The sequence below is a fragment of the Bartonella sp. SL317 genome (assembly GCF_059687655.1).
Genome location: NZ_CM185144.1, coordinates 190669 through 215067, shown reverse-complemented (window position 1 = coordinate 215067; position 24399 = coordinate 190669). Strand labels below are relative to the sequence as shown.

Genomic DNA, 24399 nt, shown 5'->3' with positions numbered 1-24399 from the left:
TTTTTTGTTGTTGTAAAAGTGTCATAAGGTGGGGCAAGAAATCAATGACTGACAGTGTCAGGCTTATATGGGGGGTGTGAGATCCTTTAAACTGCGGATGAATTTTATTCATTGAGTGGTTTATTTATGATTTCAATAGATGCTTCTTTTCTTCATCGACTTGCGCCTAAACTGGCGCATCATGCACGCCAAGATTATATTATTGTTGAGATGGCACGGCTGTTGCCTCAAGCTTTTTCTTATGGCGCCTTCACGACACCTTTGCGTGTTGCACATTTTTTAAGTCAATGCGCCCATGAAAGTGATGGTTTTTTTACGGTTTGTGAATATGGATCAGGGCGCGCTTATGAAGGACGGCGTGATTTAGGCAATGTCAACCCTGGTGATGGTGTGCGCTTTAAAGGGCGTGGTTTGATCCAATTAACGGGGCGTAATAATTATCGCCGTTTTACCAAGTTTTGGCACTCCGTAGAGAGCCAAGCGGTTGATTGTGAGGCTTTTCCAGAAGTGGTGGAACAGTTTCCAGCCGCCCTTTGGTCTGCTGTATGGTTTTGGCAAGTGAAAGGCTTAAACAAGCTTGCGGATCAAGATGATTGTCTGGAGATTACCAAAGCCATTAATGGGGGAAACAATGGTCTTGTTCATCGCTTGACGTATCTTAATCGGGCAAAAAAGCTTTTAGGGATTGGAGGTGAGAAGCCATGAAGCCGTCTTATCGGGGGTCTCGACGTTATTTATGGTGGTCCTTTTGGTTTGCTTGGGGGGTTATTTTTTTGCTGATTTTAGGTGGTTTGTTTGGGGTGCCACACCTTGTTGATATGGCAGCCATTTCTATTCCTTCCATGGTGGCGATTATTGTTGGAAATTTGGGGGTGCATCGTGGTTTTGGTTCCTTGGACTTTTCCAATAGCAAGCCCTTCAATCGCCTCAAGAGCAACAAGTACGGGGGCAATGATGATTTATGGAGGGGGAGAGGGTGAATGTTTAGTCCTTCCTTAAAGCTGTCTTTTGGGGTGCTTTTTTTTGCGCTTTTGCTTTTCGCATTGTTTGGTTGGATGAAGGGGCAAATTTTAAAAGCAGAACAAGCGCGTGATGTGTATTGGCGCTTGGAGATTGCCAAGATTTCCCTAAAAGCAGAGCTTGAACAGAGACAGCAAAGAGAAGCCGCAAAAAGAGCAGAGTTGCAAGCACAAGGGGTGATTTCTGCTTTAAGAGAAAAGCTGACAAAAATGGAGGCGGTCAATGCAGTATTGCCAATTACTGGCGGTGGCATTGGGCTTGAGCGTGTGCGCTTGCTCAACACCCAAGCCAAAGGCTAGCTTTGCTTATCAGTTTTTATCGGTTGAATTGCCCCCTGTTGTGCGCATGGCGTGTCTGCGTCCCTCTCTGTTGCCGGAGCGTGCTTTGAATGCACGTGAAGTGGTGCATTATTGGAGCCGTGATCGCGCGGCTTTGTTGATCTGCGAACAGCGCAGAAAAGCTGCGGTTAAAGCCATTTTAATGAAGTCAAGGAGGGTTTCGTGAATTTGGATATTAGTGTGGCCAATGGTTGGCTTTCGTTGTTGTTATCGATTGTTGCCATTTCTGGGGTTTTAAAAGCTTATTTTTCTTCTGGTACGAAGGAAATGCTGAAAGATATGACAGTACTTAAAGAGCGTGTGCAAAAGTTAGAAACGGAGATGGACTTTTTGCCAGATCGCGATGCTTTGCAAAGGTTGGAAGTGAATATGGAACGTTTAAATGGTCGCCTTAATACGTTTTCTGCGCAGTTGAAACCGGTAGCAGCCATAGGTGATCGCTTGCAAGAGTTTTTATTGGAGAATGCCAAGAAATGAAAGCAGATATGGATAAAATCATTCGTGAAGAAGCACGGTTGATTATTTTAAAAGGACTTGTTTGTGAGCGCAGCGAAACATTGTCCAGTGCGATGATTGAGCGGCTTTTATACAGTTATGGTATCCGGCGTGATCGCGATTTTGTGCACAATGAGTTGGCGTGGATGGAAGATCAAGGTGCTGTTACACTAAAATGTGTGGGGTCTGTTTTGCTTGCGGCTTTAACAGAACGGGGTGCGCGTCATTTAGATCGTAGCTTTTCCATTGAGGGGATTAAGCGCCCCAAACGTTCATCGATAAAAGACGAGGTGAAAGATGCGCAAGGTCGGGCGTGGACGCTTAACGGCGATTGATTTATTGCCACAAGCTTGTGATCAAATTATAGCAGAGGCGGCTGAAGCTTTAAATGGGCGTGAAAAGACGCAAAAAGCTATTTATGATGAATTTAAAGCGGCTTTGAAAGCTTTAAAAAAAGAAATGGGTCTCAAATTTTCTATCCCTTCCTTTTCGAGTTTTAATCGTTATTCTTTGCGGTTAGCGGTGATGTCACGGCGCTTGGAACAAACGCGCGAAATAGCGGCAAGCCTTTCACAGCGCTTTGATGCCAAAGCTTCTGATAATATTACTCTGTTGACGGCCGCAGCGATTAAAGAGCTTATTTTTTCCACGTTAAGCAGTGGAAAAAGCCTTTCGCCAAAGGCAGCTCAAGAGTTGGCGAATGCGCTTAAAGGGGTGTTGGCTGCTGAACATTTGTCGACCACCAGACGGCAAAGATTAGAGAAGGATTTTACAAGTAAGGCAAGTAAAGCGGTTGAGGTGGCAGCGGCAGCAGCGGGGCTTTCAGAAGAGACGGCACGGGCTATTCGCGCGCAGGTGTTGGGGATAAAACATGGCTGAGGGGCGTGAGACTTTTAAACAAACTCCTTTAAAAGATGCTGCGGTTGATGATCGTTTGGGTTTTGATCTTTGGCAGACAAGTGCTTTTCTCAAAGAGAAAGATCCCTTAGCTGAAGGGGTTTTAATGGCGCATCAACGGGCATGGATTGAGGATAAATCCCCCTTAAAATTGGTTGAGAAGGGGCGGCGGACGGGGATTACTTTTGCAGAGGCTCTCGATGATACACTGATTGCGGCAGCAACGCTTAAAGCAGGGGGTGATAATGTTTTTTACATTGGCGATACCAAAGAAAAGGGGCGTGAATTTATTGGCTATGTGAGCCATTTTGCCAAAGCGATTACCAGCCACAGTGGGGATGTGGAGGAATTTTTATTTCCAGATCAAAAAGAGGATGGGTCAACAAAATATATCTCTGCTTATCGGGTACGGTTTGCTTCGGGATTTCGTATTGAAGCGCTCTCCAGCCGCCCTGAAAATATTCGCGGACTACAAGGCATTGTGGTGATTGATGAGGCGGCGTTTCATCAAGATGTGCGTTCTGTTTTGGATGCGGTGAATGCTTTGTTGATTTGGGGGGGCAAAATCCGTGTGATCTCCACCCATAATGGGGTGCTTAATCCTTTCAATGAATTGATCCGTGAGGCGCGAGCGGGCAAAATTCCTTTTTCTCTGCATCGTTACCCTTTTGAGATGGCGGTTAAAAATGGCTTGTTTAAACGGGTTTGTGCCATGAAGGGGGAGACATGGAGTTTAGCTTCCCAACAACAATGGGAGACGCAAATCCGCGCTTCTTATGGGGTGCGGTTGAGTGCTATGCGCCAAGAATTGGATGCTATACCAGCTGATCAAGAAGGGGCGGCTTTAACGCGTTTGCAGATTGAAAATTGTTGTGCGCCAAATATTGCGGTGTTGCGTTTTGCTTGTGTTGATGATTTTAAAAATCAATCGGATGATCAACGAAGTCAAGCAGTTTTTGCTTGGTGTGAGACGCATATAAAACCTCTTCATGTTAAGCTTGATCGGCGGCGTCAACATGTTTTTGGGGTTGATTTTGCGCGCAGCGGTGATGCGACATCAATTGTGGTGATGGAGGTGGGGCAAGATTTGGTGCGTCGTGTGCGGTTTATGGTGGAATTGCGCAATATGCCGTTTGATCAACAAAGAGAGATTTTATTTTATGGGGTGGGGGGCTTGCCGCGTTTGTTAGGCGGCGCGTTAGATGCGCGGGGCAATGGGGCTTATTTAGCGGAAAAAGCAGCACAGCGTTATGGGGCGTGTGTGCAAGAGATTCAATTGTCACAAAGTTGGTATGGCAAAGAAATGCCGGCTTATTTAGAAGCTTTTGGGGATAGGATGATTGTTTTGCCGCGTGATGGCGATGTTGTTGCTGATCATCAAGCGCTTGCTTATGTCAATGGCATTGTCAAAATTCCAGACAATCATCGTTTTAAAGGCAGTGATGGTTTTATGCGCCATGGGGATAGTGCGATTGCTTGTGCTTTGGCTTATTTTGCCAGCCGTCAGACGCCGGAAATTTACGAATATACGCCTGTTCTCGATGTTTATAGCTTTGATGAAAACCCGCTCTTTTTAACAACAAGATCAAAGATCTATTGAGGGAATTGATAAGATGGTACAATTGGTTGATCAATGGGGCAAAGCTCTTCAAGTGAAGGGATTGGGGAGGGAGGTTGCAAGCCCTACCATTGGGGGTGTTCGTGATGTGTGGTCACAAACTGTTGTCAGTGGTCTGACCCCTGTTCAACTTGCCAATATTTTGCAGCAGGCAGCAGGAGGGACGCCCGAACAATTTTTTCAACTGGCTGATGATATGGAAGAGCGCGATTTGCACTATCGTGCGGTGCTGGGTATGCGTAAAAATGCCCTTACCGGTGTAGAGCCTGGGGTGATTGCGGCAAGCAACAGTGTACAGGACAAAAGAATAGCCGATGCGGTGCGCGAGGTGATTAGCGCGCCTACTTTTGTTGATGATTATGTGGCAGATTTGTTAGATGCTTTGGGTAAAGGCTATGCGATTGTTGAGACCTTGTGGGACAAGAGCGCTAAGGAATGGTGGCCGGTTGCTTGGCGGTGGCGTGACCAGCGGTTTTTTCAGTTGGACAGGCGAGATGGCTTTCATTTGCGTTTAAAAGAAGAGGGATCTCTTCATGGCACAGAGTTGCCTGCTTATAAATTTTCCATTCACCGCCCCAAGTTGAAAAGTGGTTTGCCTATTCGTTCAGGGCTTGCACGGCTTGCGGCTTGGGCTTTTTTGTTTAAGTCTTACACCTTGAAAGATTGGATGGCTTTCTTGGAAATTTATGGCATGCCTTTGCGTGTGGGGAAATATGGAGCGAGCTCTTCTCAAGAGGAGCGGCGGGTTCTCATTCAAGCGGTGCGTGATTTATCCAGTGATGCGGCGGCGATTATTCCCAAAGAGATGGAGATTGAGTTTATTGAAGCGGCAGGGGGCAGTGGCAATGCGGTTTTTGGCGTCAAGGCTGAGTATTTAGATCGACAGATTTCTAAAGGAGTGTTGGGGCAAACCATGACGACGGATGATGGGGCGTCTTTTTCGCAAGCGCGTATTCATGAAAATGTGCGTCATGATATTGCCAGAGCTGATGCACGGCAATTGGCTTTGACGGCTAATCGTGATTTGATTGTACCCTTTGTGGAGATTAATTTTGGGCGCCAAGAGCGCTATCCGCTTGTCTATTGGCCGATTTCGGAAAATGAAGATATTAAAGCCATTAGTGATGCTTTAGAAAAACTTGTGCCTTTAGGCTTGCGTGTTGGAGCGCAAGAGGTGCGCAATAAGATTGGCTTTTCGCAACCAACAAAGGGAGAAGATGTTTTAAGGGCTGCTTCTCTTAGGGCTGATGATGAGAGGGGACGAAAAGCTGATGCGGATCAACAAAAAGCTGGGGTTTGTATGGATTGTGGGGGTAGAGTTGATGTTTCTTTAACCAGAAAAGAAGGGGTGGAAAAAGAGCAGGGTGGAAAACATCACGACGAATTGGACCGGCTTTCGGAAGAGGCTTTAAGTGATTGGGAAGAGGATTTAGAACCCCTTTTAAAGCCCTTTAAAGAGCTTGTGAGAGAGGCTAAAAGTTATGAAGATATCCTCAAAGGCTTAGATGAATTGTTGGGGGAGATGGATCATCATGCCTTGGCAGCACGCTTGGCAAAGGTGCAAATGATTGCGCGGGGATTGGGGCATCATGGATGAGGAACTTTTTAAGACGGCCCCCAAAGAGGTCATCCGTTATTTTGCAGCCAAGAATATTGTTCCAAGTTTTGATTGGCGTGATGTTGCACCAGAAGAGCATGCCTTTTCCTTTACGGTGGCAAAATCGGTAGGCTATGACATTTTAGAGGATTTTAAGCAAGCGGTTGGAGATGCCATAAAACATCACGTTCCTTTTCAAGAATTTCAGAAAAATCTGATGCCGATTTTACAAGAAAAAGGCTGGTGGGGGAAAAAGATTGGCATTGACCCGAAAACGGGTGAAATGAGCGTGGTGCAGTTGGGCAGCCCGCGGCGTTTAGAAACGGTCTATTGGGCCAATACCATGAGTGCGCATGCGGCAGGGGAATGGGAACGCACACAAAATAATAAAGAATTTTTGCCTTACCTGACCTATGCGTTGTCGAGTTCAGAACATAAGCGTTTAGAACATGAAAGTTGGGTAGGATTTACGGCACCGGTTGATGATCCCATTTGGGATTGGCTTTATCCCCCCAATGGTTGGCGGTGTAAATGCAGTGTGCGGCAGGTAAGTCGTTATGAAGCAGAAAATCTGGGCTATGAAGAGGGTGCAAAGCCACCCCATGTGGAGACGCGAGTTTGGCGCAATAAGCGGACGGGGCGCGTTGAAAAGATACCCGTAGGCATTGATCCTGGTTGGCATTCTAATCCTGGAAAACAGCGCGCGCAAAATTTAAGCCGATTTTTAAGTGATAAAGTCTCTGTAATGGGGGACAATGGCAAGCGCATTGCCATTGAAGATATTGTGGGCTCACCGCTTTTGGAAGCGATGTTTGAAGGGCGTATGCCGCGTGGATTTATTCCTATTGCCCCGATGATACAAAAGGTGCGTGATGTTTTTTCCGCGGACAATTCTCTTATTCGCTTATCTTCAGACAGTGTGAAACATATTTTATTAGAACATCAAGCGCGTGCTCTTTACTTGGAGGATTTTCGTGGTGCCATTCAAACCTTCATAAAGCCCTATGGTATCATTAGACGCAAAGATACGCAGGGTGTTTTGTTTTTTGGTGAAAGTGGAGGGGCATGGTGGCGCTTTGCAGTCAAATTTGTGACAAGTAAACAAGAGTGGTGGCTGACTTCCATGCATAAAAAGAGCTTTCGCGAAATTCAACGTTTGTTAGAGGCGGCTGAAAAGAAGGGCGAACGGTTGTTGTAAAGAGAATACCGCAAAGCCCATGTTGGCTTTTGTGAAAAGAGTTGTTGTGTGTGAGAGAATGAGAAGGCGTGGAGGGCGGTCAACTCCTCGCAGATCCGGCAAAGCCGTCCTGGCAAAACTGGCTCACGCCTCGCGAGTAATCTAACAGTTTAAACGTTTAAAAGCAATCTTTTAAAAAAGCACTTTGAGAGGGACTTTCTTGTAAAGGCAAGAAAGAGAACACCGCAAAGCTCTGTTGGCTTTTGTGAGAAGAGTTGTTGTTTGAGAGAGAATGAGAAGGCGTGGAGGGCGGTCAACTCCTCGCAGATCCGGCAAAGCCGCCCTGGCATAACTGGCTCACGCCTCGCGAGTAATCTAACAGTTTAAACGTTCAAGAGCAATCTTTTAAAAAAGCACTTTGAGAGAGGCTTTTTTGTAAAGGCAAGAAAGAGAACACCGCAAAGCTCTTTCGGTTTTTGTGAGAAGAGTTGTTGTGTGTGAGAGAATGAGAAGGCGTGGAGGGCGGTCAACTCCTCGCAGATCCGGCAAAGCCGTCCTGGTATAACTGGCTCACGCCTCGCGAGTAATCTAACAGTTTAAACGTTCAAGAGCAATCTTTAAAAAAAACGCGCTTTGAGAGCGTTTTTTTGTGTGGAGTGATATTTGTACCTCCAAACTTATAACGGCGCTCTATCGCCTTTGAAGTGCCTTTGAAAACGATTTTATGAGAAGGTTTGGCATTGGGTTTTCTCTTATAAGCTAGAAGAGAGGAAAAAAGTGCTTTTGAAGTGCTCTTTTGACTGACATTGTCAGACTTATAAGCTGAGGTGGTTTCGTGCATTGTATTGCCAATGATAATTGTAAAGCAATAGGCAATGATGGAACAAGAATTTCACGAAAATGATAAAGAAGGGCAGAGCGTTTATGACGGCGCCTTTCATGGCAAGTTTATTGATCTTTGCCAAGATCTCACTATGAGCCAAGCACCGGAATGGGTCGAGCTGTTGCCCAAAGCACCCCATGTGAAGGCGCGTGATGGACGGCAATGGCATTATAGTCCGCAAAGGATTTTAAAGGCTTTTGCAGCCAATAAAGGACCGCTTGTGATTGATTATGAGCATGGGCAACATCACAGAGCGAGAAACGGTTTAGAAGCGCCGGCAAGCGGTTGGATTGAAGAACTCACAGAACGGGATGGTGCGATTTGGGGTCGTGTTAAATGGACCGATATGGCTGCTAAAAAGATTGTTACTGGGGAATATCGTTATCTTTCCCCTGAGTTTCGTCATTCTAAAGGCGGTGAGATTTTAAGTTTGGCAGGGGCAGGGTTGGTGAACCGTCCAGCCCTTGTGATGACGGCTTTAAGCCGTGAATACCCTTCAACACCGCCTTTAACCCCCCCTTTAACACCTCTTGTGGTGTCCCCAACAACTTTGACGGAGGAAATAATGGATTTGACAGCCATTGCGAGCGCCTTATCGCTGGCAGAAGATGCAAAGCCTGTAGAAATTTTAGCAAGCATTGCAGCCCGCGAAAAAGAACGGGTGGAATTAAATGCCCAATTAACAAAAGCGCGTGAAGATCTAGCGCTTTTGTGCGAAGAGCAAAAAAACACCGCCATTGAGAGGCTTTTAGATAAAGCGGTTGAAGAGGGCAAGATTTTGCCGGCTGCGCGGGAAGACTATCGTGCCCTTTGTTGCCTTGAAGGGGGCATAGAACATTTTCAAAGTTTGATCGAGAAATTACCGGCTCTGGCATCGACAAGTCCTTTAGAAGCATGTGCTTTGGTGCAAGAACAACAGCGTGCGCCAGAAGAGATTGCCCTTGCCGCACGCCGTTATCAAGAAGAACAGAAGCAAAAAGGCTTCGACATCACCATTAGCCAAGCGGTTGATTATATTTATGAACACAAGGAGCGTTCATTATGAGTACGACGATTTTAATTAAATCTTTTCGCGCTTTTGCAGAGATCTCGCCTTATTGCATTATTGCAGCACGCGGTGAGGCAATGGTGGCAACAGCTTCTGGAAAGAGTGATAAATTATTAGGCACTGCCGGCTCTTGTAAAGCAAAGGCTGGCGAAATGATCGATGTTGGTCAATGCGGTTGGGGGGAAGTGATATGTGGGGGCAATGTTTCCTTTGGTGACTTTTTAACCTCTGACCCTAAGGGGCACGCCATTAAGGCAGAAGCGGCAGATCGCACCATTGGTATTGCCATGAGTGATGGTTCTGCTGGTGATATTATTTCTTTTAAAATTAATTAATCGAGGCTTATGATGAACAGACCTTTTCCCATTGATCCAACCCTTACCGCCATTGCTATTGGCTATCGCAATCCCGAAGGCTCACTGATTGGCGATAAAGTTTTGCCGCGTGTTTGTGTTTTAAGTGAAGTGTTTAAATATAGTGAATTTCCCCTCGCGGAAAGTTTTACAGTCCCTGAACTGGAGATAGGGCGTAAAGGACGCCCGAATGTGGTGGAATTTTCCGCCTTTGAACGGGAAGCTAGTGTGAGAGATTACGGGCTTGATGATCTTATTCCCAATTCAGATATTGAAGCCGCAGCCCGCGCACGAGCCGAAAAGCGCTCTCGTTATAACCCTGAAAAGACAGCCGTGGAAGGACTGGCTAATTTGCTGGAATTGGGGCGTGAAGTGCGTGTGGCAGAACTTGTGCAAAAGAGTGAAAATTACGCACCAGAGCGGGTGATGACGCTTAAGGGTGAGAATAAATTCAGTGATTATGAGAAATCTGATCCTTATTCTGTCTTAGATGAAGCGAAGGATAAAGCTCTCGTCTATACACCCAACACCATTGTCATGGGAAAAGTTGTTTGGTCAAAACTCAAACGTCACCCCAAAATTATCAAAGCGGTTAAGGGGGGTGGCACTGCTGATGGATTTGTGACCAAAGCGCAATTTGCTGATCTGATGGAAATAGACCCTCATCGGTTATTGATCGGTGAATCGCAAGTCAATTTAGCCCGCAAAGGACGCACAGCCCAATTGGCACGCGTTTGGGGCAATAAGATTGCTCTGCTTTATATTGATCCCACCAAGCAACAGGCGGATGGTTCTGTCATCAGTTGGGGCTTTAGTGCACAGTTGGGTGAGCGTATCTCTGGGGTGATCCAAGATCCAGATATTGGCTTATCGGGTGGTAAACGGGTGCGTGTGGGTGAACGGGTGTGCGAATTGGTTGCCGCAAAAGATGCCGGTGTATTGCTGCAAGATGTTGTTTAAGGAAAAGATTGAATGGCCTATGCAAGCAAGACATTGGTTGAAGAGCTCTGGGGGGATGATTTCTTAAAAGACTTATGTGCTTTTGATGATGAAAATTCTGATCCAGTGCTTTTAGATCAAGCCATTGCCCTTGCTCTAAACCAAGCAAGTGGTGAGATGGATGCTCATCTGTCTCGTCGCTACTTGGTTCCCATTGCTGGACAACCAGCAGCTTTGGGTATGATCTGTGTGAATATTGCGGTTTATAATTTAGCCATACGCCATACGGCCCTGACCACAACCATTGAAGATCGCTACAAACAGGCGGTTGATTTGCTCAAACGCATTGCGGAAGGTAAAGCGGGTTTGGGGGTCGATGAACCCAAAATTATAAGTGAAGATGGACCCGTGCGGGATGGGGCTTTTTTTCACGCTCAACCGCGTTTGATGGGGCGATAACATGTCTGTTTCAACCCATATTGAGATTAAAGAGACGGGGCTTGAAGCGGCTTTATCCTTTTTACAAAAGAGTGCTCATGCCCCAATGGGAACTTTATCACAAGGGGTTGGTCGCCTTATTCAAGAAAGCACAAGGCGGCGGATTCAAAGCGAAAAGGCCTCCCCCCAAGGAGAGAAGTGGAAAAACAATTATGCTTGTTCCTCCATTCTTTATGCCAGTGGGGCTTTATCACGCTCTATTGATATGAAAGCTTCACCAGAAAAGGTGGTGATTGGCTCTGGGTTGGTTTATGCACGGATTCATCAATTGGGTGGGGTTATTCGCCCGAAAAATGGTAAAACCCTGCGCTTTTTCCTAAAAAGCAACAAAGCACAGCGCTTTGTTTGTGTGCCGCAAGTGACCATGCCGGCGCGCTCCTATTTAGGGCTTTCAGAACACAATAAAGTGGAAATTGTCAAAGCGGCAGAAGATTGGCTGGGAAGGGTGTTTTCATGAGACAAATGGTCAAGCAAGCAGGGCGTATTAATGCGTTTCGTGAGGCGGTGATAAAGAGACTTCAAAGCGCTTTGCCGGATGTGCGCGATTGTGCCTGTCAATTTGGGCGTTTTAATTTAGAAGAACTTGAAACACAGATGCTTGTTGCGCCAGCAATACGTGTTGCGGTGTTAGAAGGGCGCTTGAGTTCTGTTGCTTCTGGTCAGATGAGTGCTGAACTTCATTTAGGGGCTTTTATTATCACCACGGGCAAAGAGCGTGATGTTTCCAGTTGGCTTTTAGCAGAAGCCATAGGGGTTTTATGCCATAGCGGACAATTATGGGGCTTAACCCATTTGAGTGCCCCGCGGGATGTGTCGATTGATCCCATTATCTCTGCGGCGATTAAACAACGGGGCGTGTCGATTAGTGTGGTGGAATGGCGCCAAGATTTGCATCAGTTGGGGCAAGATATTTTTGCGGATGCGGAACAAAGTCAACTTAAAGCTGGATTACTCTCCTATGATGAGGTGTCTTCATGAATGATGCACATTTGTTGGGCGAGACCTTTCGGCAAATTATGAAGCGCCTTGATGCGCTTGAACGCTGTCTTGCCAACCAGCACATGGTGGGGCGGGTGGCTGAAGTTAATGGGCATAGGGTGCGGGTGAAACTTTTCTCTAAAGGTGCCAATGGGCAAGCGGTTTTATCACCTTGGCTACAAGCACAAGAAGCCGCTGGTGCTGTCTCTAGCAATATGCCTTTGCATGTTGGTGATCCGGTACGCTTGTTAAACCCCCATGGTGAGATAGGCTCTGCCTCTCTGGTAGTGCGCGATAGCTATAGCGATGATGCACAAAATCCAGCACGCTCACCGCAAGAGTTTGCGCTTTGTTATGCGGGAGGCGCTCTGCGGATGACCAAAGATGAACTTATTCTCTCCCATGGGGAAAACCAAATTCGTTTAAGTGCACAAGGTCTCATGCTTTGCCACCAATCAACCCGTGTTGAATTAGCGGACAGTGTGCAGATTCAAGCAGAAGATTTACAGCACAACCAAAAATCGGTTGGTGCAAGCCATGTTCACGGTGGGGTCAAAATGGGTCCTTCCACAACCTCTAGCCCTCTTTAAAGGAGTTTTATGATGCGTGAGAAAACTTATGTTATTTTAACCAATGCCGATTTTGTTGCAGGTCAACGTTCACTGGGCAAGGGTGAGGAAATTTGTTTAAGTGAAGAGGCGGCAAAATATCCTTTACTTCTGGGACAGATTGCTGAAAAACCAGCCCCAACGGTTTCTTCCGCCCCAACGACTTCTCTTACAAAGACAACCAAGGGTGCTTAAATCATGCGTTGTGGGGTGAGTGAAAAGGATGGCTCTCTTTTGTATGGCTTTGCGCATTGCCAACAATCTATCCATAAATGTTTAATGACAAGAGTGGGAACACGGGTTTTGCGTCGCCATTATGGGTGTGATGTCAAAGATTTCCAAGATGCCAATGCCAATCCAGCAACGATTTTACGTCTTTATCAAGCCATTGCCTACGCGCTTGATGATCCAGAATGCGGAGAGCCTGGGTTCTCATTGCAGAGGATTGATCTGACCAAGGCAACGCGTGAGGGAACATTCCACTTTGTTTTAAGGGGTGTTTTTTATCCCAATGGGCATTTGGGGGATTGGTCCCATGGGCAAGAAAGGCAATTTCCGCTAGAGGTCTCCTATGGCAGAGCTTGAACATTTATCCCTTACACAACGTCCTCTGCCGCAAGTGATTGAAGAACTTTCTGTTGAAAGGCTTTTAGAGCAAAAGGTCACGCGTTTGGTGGATGTTTTTGCTGCCCATCATATCCCCTATAATGTGGAGAAGACCGCTTATGATCCCGTGGTCATTCAATTACAAGCGGCTGCTTATGAAGAGTTGCTGTTGCGCCAGCGGATCAATGAAGTAGCACGGGATAATTTGCTGGAATTTGCACATGGCACAAGTTTAGATCATTTGGGGGATTTCCATGGGGTTAGGCGTCTTTTAGATGAGGATGATGAGCGTTTTCGCCGTCGCATTCGCTTGAAGAGGCAAGGGCATTCCACAGGAGGGACAGCGCCCCGTTATCAATATTTTGCTCTCTCCAGTGATATCCATGTCAAAGATGCTTTTGTTTATCGTGTGGGCAAAAGCCCGCTTATTCATGTGGCTTTGTTTAGTGATAGCCCTTCAGGGGTGGCTGATGAGACTTTGATTGCCAAGGTGCAAAGAGCCCTTGACGAGCCCCATGTTAAAATGACCAATGATACCCTTTTGGTCAAAAGTGCCGTACAGCGCGTGATCGATATTTCGGCTGACCTTTGGTTGTTACCCGATGAGGGAGAACAGCTTTTGGAAAGGGCAGAACAGAATTTAAGAGAAGAATGGGCGCGCACGGGCAGGCTTGGGCGTGATTTACATTCAAGTTGGATATTAAGCCGCCTCATGGTTGAAGGTGTGCATCATGTGGAGATTACAAAACCATGGGAAGATATTCTGGTTGCCCCGCATGAGGCGGTAGCACTAGGGGAAATTGCTTTGTCAAAACGGGGGCATGCTTATTGATGTCTGCGTTGTTATTGCCCCCCAATTCAAGCTTGTTTGAACGCTGTTTGGCTGGGGCTATGGCTTTTTCCCCACAAGTCAAAAGAGCGCTTGAAGATATTCCCCGTGCCAAATTGATCACCCGTCCTCCTTCTTGGTTGCCCTCTTTAATTGACGAATATGGTTTACAAGAACTTTCGCCCTATTTCTCGAATTCTTATGATTTGATTGACCAAGGGCTCCAATGGCAAAATATTCGTGGCTCTGTCGCTGCCATTAATCAGGGGCTTGAATGGCTTGGACTCTCAGTACAATTCACCCCCGCATGGTCAGAGCGGGCTTGGTGGAATTCCTTCCAACTTGAATTTGACCAATTGCCTAAACGAAGTGATCTTGAGGCGATTGAAGCGATTGTGGACCTTTCCAAAAGCTTGCGCTCTGATTTTCGCCGCGGTGTCACGGGTTATGATGTGGGGGCTATAGAAGCCAATATGTCACGGCTTGATGACAGCATGCTGGATTTTGAGAGCGGTATCCGCTTAACCGCTGGAGATACGCTGTTTTCTTTTGGACGCACCACAGAAATCAACCATGTTCTCACAAAAGAAGAAGGCAAACGCATTGGCAACTGGATTGATGATGGGGATGAAGAGTTAAGTTGGGATCAAATTGATTATCCATGGGATTTGGCAAGTTTTCCGTGGTGTTCGGTCAAAAAACATGAACGCGACATATTAATGGCAAAGTGGTTTAAAAACCGCACGCTTTATTTGGTTTTAAGAGATAAAGACGACGCTTTGATTGGCTATCGCCGCTGCTATGCTGTACAACCCGTTGAACAAGCTATCGAGGGTGTTTACAGCCATTGTGGCAACAGATTTAACCCTTGTCCTACCGGCACTGTATTGTTTCTTGCCGCGCGCACGGATTTTAAGGATGTTGAGGATAAACACGCCGCCTCTGTTTCCCTTCTTGTTCATGGCAATCTCGTAGAGCAAATCCCCCTTGGCAAACTTTGGCTTTCCGCTGGTGATTTAAGTGGTGGTGTGGAGATTCTTAAAACACCGATCAACATTCCTTTGCGCGCAGATGTTCGCGAACAATTCAAGATTTTATTGAGGTTTTAACATGAAACATGAAAGTGGCTTGCCCTTTGCAATTGACAGATCTATCGGCAGCGAAGAACAACAAAGCGTTGTGTTTTATGGACAGCGCTCCTTTATTCAAAGTGCTGAACTCAATGAAATGCAAACCATTATCAAAGGGCGCCATAACCGTTTGGGGCGCCTTGTGGCCAAAGAAGGAGACCGCGTTGAACGCGCGGATGCCTTTGTCAATAAAGACACAAAGACGGTGACACTAACCGAGGGCAAGATTTATATCGCCGGTGATATCTTTCCCGTTTCAAATGCCCTCTTAGAGAATGTTTCTATGATTGGACGCGTGGAAATTGGTGTAAAACTCCAAAAAACATGGGTAACGCATGAAGATGATCCAAAGCTCTTGGGGCAAATTCCAGGCACTTTAGCCGAAGGAGAGCCTGGTGCTGCGCGCGAAGTAGCAAAGCTTGTTTGGGCGCTCAAAGATGATGGACAGCAAGGCGCATTTTTTCCGGTTTATATTTTACAAGATGGTGTTTTGATTGATCAGAAATCCCCCTCACTGCTTGAACCGGCCATGCAAGCCATTGCGACCTATGATCGCGCCCATGGACATTATATCGTGAATGGTTGCCGTGTCACAGCTTTGGGCAGAGAGGGACAAAAGCAAGTGTTCACAATCCAAGAAGGCGAAGCCAATATCAATGGTTTTAAACGCAAGCGTCTAGCCGCTTTGCGCCATGAAGAGACAGAGGATTTTTCCACAAGTGAGATTCCTAGCGAAACCTATATTTTTGCGCCTCAAAGCAAAAAAACAAGCTTTACCTTTAAGCCCTATTACACCCCCATTGCCGCTGTTCATTCTATTTTACTCACAAAAGAAAAAACCGTTACAATCACGCGCGGGGCTATTACATCTGGGCGTGATGGCGTTCCCGATAAAAGCATCACCGCGTTTCTTAAAATTGTGCAAGGAGACCAAGAATTTAAAGAAGGCAAGGACTTTAAAAAAACCGGAGACACCATTGATTGGGTCCTCGCTGGCGATGAACCCCTTCCTGGTAGCAGCTATAAAGTGACCTATCGATACCGTGCAAGTGTGCAAGCAGATAAAGTAACCACAGAAGAAATCACTGTCTCAGGGGGTGCTGATGGAGGTGATATTATTGTACGTTACTCTTATAAACTCCCCCGCATTGACCGGATTGGTCTCAATACTGGGGGTAATGTGGTCTATATCAAAGGGGTTTCGGCAGACCAACCCATGGCACCAAGCGTTCCCGAAGATGTGTTGTCTTTAGCGACCATTAGCAATAATTGGCTGGATGTACCGCGTGTGGTCAATGATGGCACGCGCGTTGCCCCCTATGATGAGATGTGGCGCTATTTTCAACGCGTACTCTCCCTTGACCGCTTGATGCAACTAGAGCGCATTAAAAGCAATGTGGATTCTAAAGAACCCGTTGCTAAAAAAGGCATGTTTGCAGACCCTTTTCTCGATGACAGTTATCGCGATGAAGGTTTTGAACAAACAGGGGCTGTTGGCAATGGCATGTTACAGCTTGCCATTGACCCAACATTTTATACTGCCCCCCTAAACGCCCCAGTCACGCTTGACTGGACCAATGAGGTTATCATTGCGCAAGAATTGACAACGGCTTGTGAAAAAATCAATCCTTATCAAAATTTTGCGCCTCTCCTTGGAACCGTCACCCTTACCCCCGCAACAGACTTTTGGCATGTTGAACGCACTGATTGGCTCTCTGGTGTCACCAATCAACTCAATATGGGTTGGAACCGTGGGAGAAGCATTCGCAAAACAGAAATCAGTGATGATTTGGTGAATACAACGAGAGAGCAAATCGACTTTTTAAGACCCATTCCGTTGAACTTTAAGATTGAAGGTTTTGGCAGTGGGGAAATTTTGGAAAGCCTTAGCTTTGATGGTGTGAGTGTTTTACCCAAAAGCCGCCTTGTTGCCAATGCCAAGGGGATTGTGGAAGGAACCTTTATCATTCCTAAGGACATTACCGCTGGAACAAAGAATGTGATTGCACGAGGCAAAGGTGGAACGGTTGCAACGGGGCTTTTTACCGGACAAGGAGTGATTGATGTGAAGGTGATGCGGCGCACCACCACGGTAAAAATATGGACAGCCTATGATCCGCAAGCACAAGTCTTTACCCCCGATGAAACACGACAAATCACCGGCATTGACTTTCATCTTTGTAAAATTGGCAATCAAGCCCATGATCTGGTGATTGATTTGGTGACCACTGAAAACGGTTATCCTACCGCTGATATTCAAGCCCAAACCTCCTATTCCATGAAGGGCGCCAAAACCGGCTGGGCGAACGCACGCTATGCTGTACCCTTGTTAGTGCCCGATGACCGTCTCACCGCTTTTGTCATTAAGACCGATGATGGGGATCATTCCGTATCACTTGCCAAACTTGGGGATTTCGATAAAGAACATCAAAGGTATGTTTCTAGTCACCCTTATGTGACGGGTCCACGCTTTTCTTCTGTGAATGCGAAAAGCTGGAGCGCGCATCAAGATGAAGCCTTGGCCTTTCGGGTGTTGGCAGCCCGCTACAGGCAAACAGAAAAAACAGTGGATTTAGGCAGCTTTGATCTTGTGGACTGTTCTGATTTACAAATCCGTGCAGCCATTGAATTGCCTTCAAGCGATTGTTCTGTCATCTTTGAAATTGAACGCAATAATGGCACGGTTTATCAATTGCTGCCCTTTCAATTGCTCAGTCTGACCGAATATATCAGTGAAAAAGTCAAGCTTCGCGCTATTCTCAAAGGTACAGAAAAGCTCTCGCCAGTGTTATTTGCCCCCGTGCAATTGATTGCAGGAAAGATTCATAAAACAGCAACCTATGTCACAAGAGCTTTTGCCTTTGGGGAAAAGGCAAGATTAACCAGCTATATCAAAAGCTTTTTACCAGGTGGCTCTTCTCTCACCCTCGAGATGCAACTGGATGATGGTGTTTTTACCCCTTTAAAACTCGATGAAACAGAACAGCTTTCTGAACCCCTTTGGACAGAGCGCAAATTTATTAGCAGTGACAAAACAGGAGGACATGCGCGCCTTAAACTTACCCTTACGGGTGGACCTGCAGCACGGTCCATGGTGTGTGATTTTGGCGCCGGTATCATATAATGGGAGAATGAGAGATGAGCAAAACTAAAAAACTCGACATGGAATTACCCAAAGAAGGACGTTTTATCAGTTCTGAATTCCCCATATTGCGCGATAATCTCAATAAACTTGATCAAGCGCTTATAACTGTTGAGGAAAAAACAGACGAAAAAGCGCCTTTACAACATAAGCATACAATTAGTGATGTGACGGGGCTAGAAACAGCTCTTAATGGCAAGATGGCAGCCGATAAGAGTTTTGCATTTGCCGATTTAAGCGATATCGAGGGAGCTAAAGATGCTGCCAACAATTATGTGCTTTATAAATCAGGCAACAATAATTTTACCTTTGGCAGTGCGATATCGCTGTTAGGGTCACACCAGCATAAAACAGAAGATATTGTGGGATTGGATGACTTTAGAGCCAAGATTAACCAAGATCTGACCAGCTATGGGCGCTTAAAACAAGCCAATGAATGGCAAAGTTATAATAAATTTACCAGCAAAGTCACCATGAGTGGTGGTTTAGAACTGTTAGGCAACTCGTCATTTAATCTTATCCATAATGGTGAAGTGGTGACAAATTTAAGCACAAGCGGAAGCTCGCTTAAAGGACCTTTAAAAGTCGATGGAGATCTTGTTTATACGAAATCAGAAATAGATATTCTCAAGCAGGAAATATGGGCTGAGGTAAAGAGTCTTAAAAAAATTCTTACTGATAAACCCATTAATTGGCCAGAACTTGCTGATGATGAATTGCTCTATACACAAGATGGTAAAATTGAATGGCCCGATTGGGTGACGGATAAAACCAAAGTTGAAATCCAAGCTTGGGGCGGCGGCGGTAGTGGTGGTGGAGCTTATGATATAGGATTAGGAGGTGGAGGTGGTGGTGCCGGTTGTTCCGTGTGGTATGGTTATAAAGCAAAATTAAACGGTCATGAGAATATCATCATTGGTAAAGGAGGAGCTTCTGTTGCATCACGCGGGGCGACAGGAAATTCTGGAGGAACAACAATCGTTGGCAAGGATTTTATTACCGCTACCGGAGGAAACTATGGTAGTGCTGGTTACTATAGTTCACGAAATGGTTATATTACTGGCTATTATTCAGGTTCTGGTGGTGCTGGAGGTACAGGTGGAAACTTTGGTTTAGCAACAGATGAATATCCAGGACTTGCTAACGGTGGAAATGGTTGTGCTGGAACGAGTGGAATTACTGGCAAGATAAGTGGTAATGGCGGGGATGCTGGGGGTGATACCTCAAGAGGAGGTGGTGGAGGGACAGGAAAAGGTTCTCGTGGTTCAGGAAAAGGAGGTCGTGGTTTTGGTGGTGGTGGAGCTGGTTCTCATGGATATAATTCTCCAAGCGGTGCTGGAGCTGATGGGGCTGTTCTTATAAGATTATGGAAAGAATAAATACAAAAACAAGTAGCGCAATTCAAACGGATGCTTGTTGTATAAAACAGTTTTTGTATAATTTATAAAGTTTTTTTTGACTGACACTGTCAGTCTTATGGAGCATGGTGATAGTTGTTAGTGTCTCTTCATTGATTTGGAGAGCAAAATGGCAACAGAATTTAATCATGGTATTCGCCTCATTGAGGATGGTCAAGCGTCTCGCCCCCTAGAGATGTTTAGCCAAACCGCCATTGGGGCGGTTGTTACAGCCCCTGATGCAGATGCAAAAACCTATCCCCTTAACGAGCCTGTGTTGGTCTTTACCCATGAGACAGAGAAAATCCAAAAGCTTGGGCAAAAAGGCACAGCCCTTGATGTTATCAATGCCGTGCGTGCACAAGGAATTGAGGCACAAGTAATCCTTGTGCGGGTGGAAGAAAAATCCACTATTGCTGAAACACAAACCGAAATGGTGGGGTCAAGTGTTGCTTTAACCGGTGTTCATGCGCTAAAACATGCACGAGGGCATTTGGGGGTGGAGCCTGGAATTCTCTTAGCACCAGCCTATAGTGCAGGGCGGCTTGATAATGCTAAAAATCCACTAGCAGATGCTCTAGAGCAGGTTGCCGAAAAGCTACAAGCCATTGCTGTGTTTGATACGGGAGGCAAAAATACGGAAGAAAGCCTTGCCTTTCGGGCGGATTTCTCTTCACGCTTTTGTTATCTCATTGACCCCTTTGTGCGTGTAGCAAATGTTGATGGGGGCTTTAGCATTAAACCGGCAAGCCCCTTTGCAGCCGCTATGTTTATCAAACGGGACAAACAAAAAGGGGGTGTTTTTTGGTCACCCTCCAATCAAGATGTCAAAGGTATTTTAGGCACAGCACGCCCCATTAGCTATTTTGATGGGGAAATTGATCATGAGGCTAATCGTCTCAATCAAGCCGATATCGCCACCTTTATTCCAGCCCGCCTTAGCCAGAATGCGCAAGGTCAACTGGCTGCCAATGGGCGTATTTTATGGGGCAATCACACCACCTCGAGTGATCCACTCTGGCGCTTTGTCAATGTGGTGCGTACCCGCGCCGCCTTGGAAAAGGCCATCATTAACAATTTGCGCCCTTGGGCCAATGACGAAAACCTGACCGGTCAACATGTGATTGCCATTACCCGCAGCCTTACACAGTTTCTTGATGATATGATTGCCCGTGGTGCCCTTTTAGGGGGGCGGGTTTGGTTTGACCGTGATTTGAATTCCAACAGCAATTTGCAATTGGGCAAGTTACGGGTGGAATTTGATGCAGAAGAAGTCCCCCCTCTAGAAGATTTAAGCTTTGGCAGCCGGCGCAATGGCGCTTACTTTAATCGGCTCTCTGAAGATATCCAAAATAAAATGACCTATGCTTTTGGTGATACGCTTGATACCTATCGCAAAGCAGCAAGGAGTAACGCATGACTTTAAGAATTGTTCGTGGTTTTACCCTGATTGTTGATGATGATGTAAACCTTCATCTTGATCTTGAAACACTCAAACTTCCCACGTTGGAAGAAATCACCGAAACCTATCAACCTGGTGGCTCTGATATGCAAATTGATGTCAGTGGTCTTGGTGTGAAAGCTTTAAGCTTACAAATGAAGATCCACAGCCACACCCCCGAAATCATCGGCATTTTTGGTGGTCCTCCAGGGGTTCGTCATAAATTTACCGGCAAAAAACATGTGGTGTCTGAAGAAGATGGACGCGAGCATGAACATTCCATTGATGTCACGGGGCGTTTGGTCAAAGTCGATAGCGAAGGTTTAACGGCTGGAAAAGCCACAGGCTATGATTGCGAAATTAAGAATGTTTGGGACTATACGGAATTTTGGGATGGTTCTGTTTTGCACCGCTTTTCCTTTAAACGAGGCGGTTGGTTGGTGCGCAATGGACAAGAGATCGGTGGGCGCCGCCGCGCTATACTTAATTTATAGGAATTGATCATGACCAGTTTACAAACAAGTGTCGCTGTGGAATTGCAGGTTCCCCTTGTCTATCAAGACAAGGATGGCAAAGAATCCACACAACACAAATTGACCTTTTATCGCCCAAACTTCAAGCAAGCACGCCAATTAGCCGTGTTGATGGGACCACAGTTGGCAAAGTTCATTCTCCCCGCTTTAGAAGAGGATAAAATACCTTTCAGCAATGATGTTCTCATTTTCAAGCTTTGTGAGGCTTTACTTACCCATGAAGCCATGGAAGGAATCGCTGAACTTTTGGCAGAGATGTCTCATGAATCCGTTGAATTGATTAATCGTCTTGATTTGCTTGATCTTGTGGCTGTTTTTAAGGTTTTTTTTGCTTTTTTTCCCAAACTCCAATCCTCTATGCCAGACAATTTGGAGCCGAACTAGCCCTTTATTACCACTGGTCGGCTCTAGAGATCAATCAGATGGATTGGCTGGACGTCATTGCCTACCGCGAAGAATTAGCCCGCTTGAAACAACAAGAATATGAAAGCCAAATGTTAGGATGAGAGGCAATCATGGATGTTTCCCTTGTTATCCGTTTTGTGAATCATCTCCAAGAAGGGATTGCTTCTGCCAAGCAAGACTTAAGAGCCTTTAGCCTCGATATTGCGCATTTCAAAAACCAGACACGCAAGCATTTTAAAGGGTGGTTTGACCCTAAGCATCTAAAAGAAGCCACAGAAAATGCGCAAAATGCTTATATTCATGCGCGTGGGCGCATGGTGGGGGCTGTTGCCCAAACCGCAACCTTAATCGCCCCTCTTTATAAAGCCATGCAATTTGACCAATCGATGAAGGGTTTGGAAAAGGTTCTGGATAGCCCCCTTGATCGTTTAAAAGAATTGCGTCGTTTTGCTTTGGAAACCTCAACAAAGATTCCTCTCGCCGCCCGTGAAGTTTTAGAACTGATGACCAGTGCCAGCCAAGCAGGCATTGGTGAACAAGATCTCGAGGCTTTTAGTATTTATGCCGCCAAAGCCGCCGTTGCCTTTGATATGACGGGGGACCAGATTGGGGAACGCTTTGCCAAATTGCGCAATGTCTTCAAGCTTAATCAGGCAGGCATTGAAGATCTAGGCGATGCCATCAATCATCTCTCCAATCACATGGCGGCCAAGGCAAGTGAAGTTACAGACTTTACCAATCGGGCGACCGGTGCGGCAACCATGTTTAAACTCACCGCCCGTGAAACCGCAGCCTTTGGGACGGCGATGATTTCTGCTGGTATTGTACCAGAGAGTGCAGCGCGTGGTTTTAATTCCATCAGTGCGCGTATTCGGGCAGGGGGAAAACATATTGAAGATGCTTTTAGTAATATTGGTCTTTCCCGTCAAAAATTTATGGAAGATCTGGACAAGGATGCGACAGGTACCTTGGTGCGCTTTTTTGAAGCCTTAGGCAAATCAGAAAGGGGCATGAATTCCCTCATTGCCGTTGCAGGACGCGATTTTACGGGAGACTTTGCCAAACTAGTCAATAATCCCGAATTGTTACAACAAGCCTTAAAGTTTGTTGAAGACCCAAAAGTCTTTAAAGGCTCAGTTGAACAAGAGGCAGACAAACAAGCAACCGGTGCCATGCGGCAATTTGAATTGTTGCAAAACCGCGTTGTGGCTTTGGGGGTGACCATCGGTGAAGTGTTATTGCCCCATGTGAATAGTTTAATGTCCAGTGTTGGTGGTTTTCTAAACGTGTTGATGGCATGGGCGAATGAACACCCTGTTTTAACCGGTGTGATCATCAAAACCATTGCCGCCCTCATGGCTTTTAATATTGCTTTGCGGGTTGTGCGTTTTACCATGGCGGGTACCCGCCTTGGGGTTCTTCAATTAATCGGCTCCTTTATCAAGATGAGGGCTGTTAGCGGTGCGCTGAAAGCCAGTTGGCGCGGGCTCTTGGCTTCAGGGCGCTCACTGGGCTTGCTTACTGCAGGACTTGGGGCAAGTTCACTGCGACTCTTGCGCCCTATGACTTTATTGATGGGCGCGTTGCGGGGGATTGCAATTTCAGGTACAGCATTTGCTGCCTCTTTTGGTTGGATAGGAACTGTGATCGAGGTGGTTGGGGCTGGCATTGCCTCTGTTGTTGGGGCTGTTTTTTCGCCAATCGGGGCAGCGGTTGCTGCTGCTATAGCTGTCATATTGGCTCAGTGTTTTATTTTGTGGAAATATTGGGATCGTTTTTCTTCTTTTATAAAGGGCTTTGCACGGGGGATAACACGCGCTTTTGGGCGAGCCTTTGAAGCCGTCATGCGTTTTTTTGGTGCCGATACCAGTACCATTACCCGTTGGAAAAACATCATTGCTGCTGCCTTTGATTTCTCTCACCATTGGCAAAAGCTTAAACAGGGACTTGCCTCTGTTTCCAAGTGGTTTGGTAATATGTGGGATGGGATTAAACAAAGCCTTTCCAATTTTTGGGGGTGGCTTTGTGGCTTTTTTGCCCGCGAAAAGCTCTCTGAGAGTGCCAAGGCTGGTATGGAACAAGCCGGAGAAGCTTTAGCGGATTCGATTGTCGATGGCTTTATGTCGTCTATCTCACAATTGATAGATTTTTGTAAATCTTTGCCTCGCCGCATAAAGGGGTGGATTGGGTCGATTGATTTTAGAGATTATTTGCCAAGTTTTTTGGGAGGCAAAACGCCTATCCAACCACTTGTGCAATTTGTGAGAACAGGGCATGGCAATGCCCCTCTCACAGAGCGGCGAGAGAAAGAGCGCGTCCCCATCACGCACAATCAAAATGTCACGGTGCATGTCAATGGCGCGCGTGATCCCGCCTCGACCGGTTATGCGGTTCGTCATGCTTTGCAACGGGCAGGAGCCAATGCCTTGCACGGCGGAACAGAGTAATGGAGAGAACAAAATGAGGG

Annotated in this window: 27 protein-coding genes; all 27 read left to right on the top strand. The window is 46.2% G+C overall.

Going from position 1 to position 24399, the window contains the following annotated elements; genetic code table 11:
• Positions 1 to 126 precede the first annotated feature (126 nt).
• The 27 genes from AC6ER9_RS00960 to AC6ER9_RS00830 all read left to right on the top strand — a co-directional run bounded on the left by AC6ER9_RS00960 (position 127) and on the right by AC6ER9_RS00830 (position 24379).
• Positions 127 to 705: a glycoside hydrolase family 19 protein gene (locus AC6ER9_RS00960; protein ID WP_497074482.1), complete on the top strand. Its 579-nt coding sequence runs from the start codon at positions 127 to 129 to the stop codon at positions 703 to 705.
• Positions 702 to 980, top strand: a complete 279-nt coding sequence (locus AC6ER9_RS00955) for a hypothetical protein (protein WP_254474485.1) — start codon at positions 702 to 704, stop codon at positions 978 to 980. Before AC6ER9_RS00960 ends, AC6ER9_RS00955 begins: the two co-directional genes overlap by 4 nt.
• Positions 981 to 1319, top strand: a complete 339-nt coding sequence (locus tag AC6ER9_RS00950; protein WP_497074605.1) for a hypothetical protein — start codon at positions 981 to 983, stop codon at positions 1317 to 1319.
• A complete protein-coding gene (locus AC6ER9_RS00945; RefSeq protein ID WP_497075247.1) occupies positions 1285 to 1524 on the top strand; it encodes a hypothetical protein in 240 nt (79 codons plus the stop codon). Before AC6ER9_RS00950 ends, AC6ER9_RS00945 begins: the two co-directional genes overlap by 35 nt.
• Positions 1521 to 1835, top strand: coding sequence for a DUF2730 family protein (locus AC6ER9_RS00940; RefSeq protein ID WP_497074480.1), 315 nt, complete (start codon positions 1521 to 1523; stop codon positions 1833 to 1835). The genes AC6ER9_RS00945 and AC6ER9_RS00940 overlap by 4 nt, the downstream gene beginning before the upstream one ends.
• Entirely contained in the window at positions 1832 to 2188 is a 357-nt protein-coding gene (locus AC6ER9_RS00935; protein WP_497074479.1) for a VpaChn25_0724 family phage protein, read from the top strand. The genes AC6ER9_RS00940 and AC6ER9_RS00935 overlap by 4 nt, the downstream gene beginning before the upstream one ends.
• Entirely contained in the window at positions 2151 to 2732 is a 582-nt protein-coding gene (locus AC6ER9_RS00930; RefSeq protein ID WP_497074604.1) for a phage protein Gp27 family protein, read from the top strand. Before AC6ER9_RS00935 ends, AC6ER9_RS00930 begins: the two co-directional genes overlap by 38 nt.
• Positions 2725 to 4350, top strand: a complete 1626-nt coding sequence (locus AC6ER9_RS00925) for a hypothetical protein (protein WP_497074603.1) — start codon at positions 2725 to 2727, stop codon at positions 4348 to 4350. The genes AC6ER9_RS00930 and AC6ER9_RS00925 overlap by 8 nt, the downstream gene beginning before the upstream one ends.
• A gap of 13 nt (positions 4351 to 4363) precedes the next feature.
• Complete coding sequence (locus AC6ER9_RS00920) at positions 4364 to 5965, top strand: DUF935 domain-containing protein (RefSeq protein WP_497074602.1); 1602 nt, start codon at positions 4364 to 4366, stop codon at positions 5963 to 5965.
• Positions 5958 to 7163 carry a phage head morphogenesis protein gene (locus AC6ER9_RS00915; RefSeq protein WP_497074601.1) on the top strand — a complete coding sequence of 402 codons (1206 nt, stop codon included), beginning with the start codon at positions 5958 to 5960 and terminating at the stop codon, positions 7161 to 7163. Before AC6ER9_RS00920 ends, AC6ER9_RS00915 begins: the two co-directional genes overlap by 8 nt.
• A gap of 857 nt (positions 7164 to 8020) precedes the next feature.
• Positions 8021 to 9070, top strand: coding sequence for a phage protease (locus tag AC6ER9_RS00910; RefSeq protein ID WP_497075246.1), 1050 nt, complete (start codon positions 8021 to 8023; stop codon positions 9068 to 9070).
• The gene (locus tag AC6ER9_RS00905) at positions 9067 to 9408 is read left to right on the top strand and encodes a hypothetical protein (RefSeq protein ID WP_497074600.1); all 342 of its coding nucleotides are present in this window, start codon (positions 9067 to 9069) and stop codon (positions 9406 to 9408) included. The genes AC6ER9_RS00910 and AC6ER9_RS00905 overlap by 4 nt, the downstream gene beginning before the upstream one ends.
• A 12-nt stretch (positions 9409 to 9420) precedes the next feature.
• Positions 9421 to 10386 (top strand): capsid protein, encoded by a 966-nt coding sequence (locus AC6ER9_RS00900; protein WP_497075245.1) that lies wholly within the window; start codon positions 9421 to 9423, stop codon positions 10384 to 10386.
• 12 nt (positions 10387 to 10398) lie between these two features.
• Positions 10399 to 10824 carry a gp436 family protein gene (locus AC6ER9_RS00895; protein WP_497074599.1) on the top strand — a complete coding sequence of 142 codons (426 nt, stop codon included), beginning with the start codon at positions 10399 to 10401 and terminating at the stop codon, positions 10822 to 10824.
• 1 nt (position 10825) lies between these two features.
• Positions 10826 to 11320 carry a phage virion morphogenesis family protein gene (locus AC6ER9_RS00890; RefSeq protein ID WP_497074598.1) on the top strand — a complete coding sequence of 165 codons (495 nt, stop codon included), beginning with the start codon at positions 10826 to 10828 and terminating at the stop codon, positions 11318 to 11320.
• Complete coding sequence (locus tag AC6ER9_RS00885; protein WP_497074471.1) at positions 11317 to 11841, top strand: hypothetical protein; 525 nt, start codon at positions 11317 to 11319, stop codon at positions 11839 to 11841. The genes AC6ER9_RS00890 and AC6ER9_RS00885 overlap by 4 nt, the downstream gene beginning before the upstream one ends.
• The gene (locus tag AC6ER9_RS00880; RefSeq protein WP_497074597.1) at positions 11838 to 12431 is read left to right on the top strand and encodes a baseplate assembly protein; all 594 of its coding nucleotides are present in this window, start codon (positions 11838 to 11840) and stop codon (positions 12429 to 12431) included. The genes AC6ER9_RS00885 and AC6ER9_RS00880 overlap by 4 nt, the downstream gene beginning before the upstream one ends.
• 12 nt (positions 12432 to 12443) lie before the next feature.
• On the top strand, positions 12444 to 12644 hold the full coding sequence (locus AC6ER9_RS00875) for a hypothetical protein (protein WP_497075244.1): 201 nt from the start codon (positions 12444 to 12446) through the stop codon (positions 12642 to 12644).
• A 3-nt stretch (positions 12645 to 12647) separates the two neighbouring features.
• Entirely contained in the window at positions 12648 to 13034 is a 387-nt protein-coding gene (locus AC6ER9_RS00870) for a GPW/gp25 family protein (protein WP_497074596.1), read from the top strand.
• Complete coding sequence (locus tag AC6ER9_RS00865; protein ID WP_497074595.1) at positions 13021 to 13887, top strand: baseplate assembly protein; 867 nt, start codon at positions 13021 to 13023, stop codon at positions 13885 to 13887. Before AC6ER9_RS00870 ends, AC6ER9_RS00865 begins: the two co-directional genes overlap by 14 nt.
• Entirely contained in the window at positions 13887 to 14993 is a 1107-nt protein-coding gene (locus AC6ER9_RS00860) for a phage tail protein (RefSeq protein WP_497074594.1), read from the top strand. Before AC6ER9_RS00865 ends, AC6ER9_RS00860 begins: the two co-directional genes overlap by 1 nt.
• A gap of 1 nt (position 14994) precedes the next feature.
• Entirely contained in the window at positions 14995 to 18138 is a 3144-nt protein-coding gene (locus AC6ER9_RS00855; RefSeq protein ID WP_497074593.1) for a DUF4815 domain-containing protein, read from the top strand.
• A 14-nt stretch (positions 18139 to 18152) separates the two neighbouring features.
• Complete coding sequence (locus AC6ER9_RS00850) at positions 18153 to 19535, top strand: Bgr_08870 family protein (RefSeq protein ID WP_497074592.1); 1383 nt, start codon at positions 18153 to 18155, stop codon at positions 19533 to 19535.
• A 148-nt stretch (positions 19536 to 19683) separates the two neighbouring features.
• Positions 19684 to 20973 carry a phage tail sheath C-terminal domain-containing protein gene (locus tag AC6ER9_RS00845; protein ID WP_497074591.1) on the top strand — a complete coding sequence of 430 codons (1290 nt, stop codon included), beginning with the start codon at positions 19684 to 19686 and terminating at the stop codon, positions 20971 to 20973.
• Positions 20970 to 21488, top strand: a complete 519-nt coding sequence (locus AC6ER9_RS00840) for a phage major tail tube protein (protein WP_497074590.1) — start codon at positions 20970 to 20972, stop codon at positions 21486 to 21488. The genes AC6ER9_RS00845 and AC6ER9_RS00840 overlap by 4 nt, the downstream gene beginning before the upstream one ends.
• Positions 21489 to 21497: 9 nt before the next feature.
• Positions 21498 to 21911: a hypothetical protein gene (locus AC6ER9_RS00835; RefSeq protein WP_497074589.1), complete on the top strand. Its 414-nt coding sequence runs from the start codon at positions 21498 to 21500 to the stop codon at positions 21909 to 21911.
• A 131-nt stretch (positions 21912 to 22042) separates the two neighbouring features.
• Entirely contained in the window at positions 22043 to 24379 is a 2337-nt protein-coding gene (locus AC6ER9_RS00830) for a phage tail tape measure protein (protein ID WP_497074588.1), read from the top strand.
• Positions 24380 to 24399 lie beyond the last annotated feature (20 nt).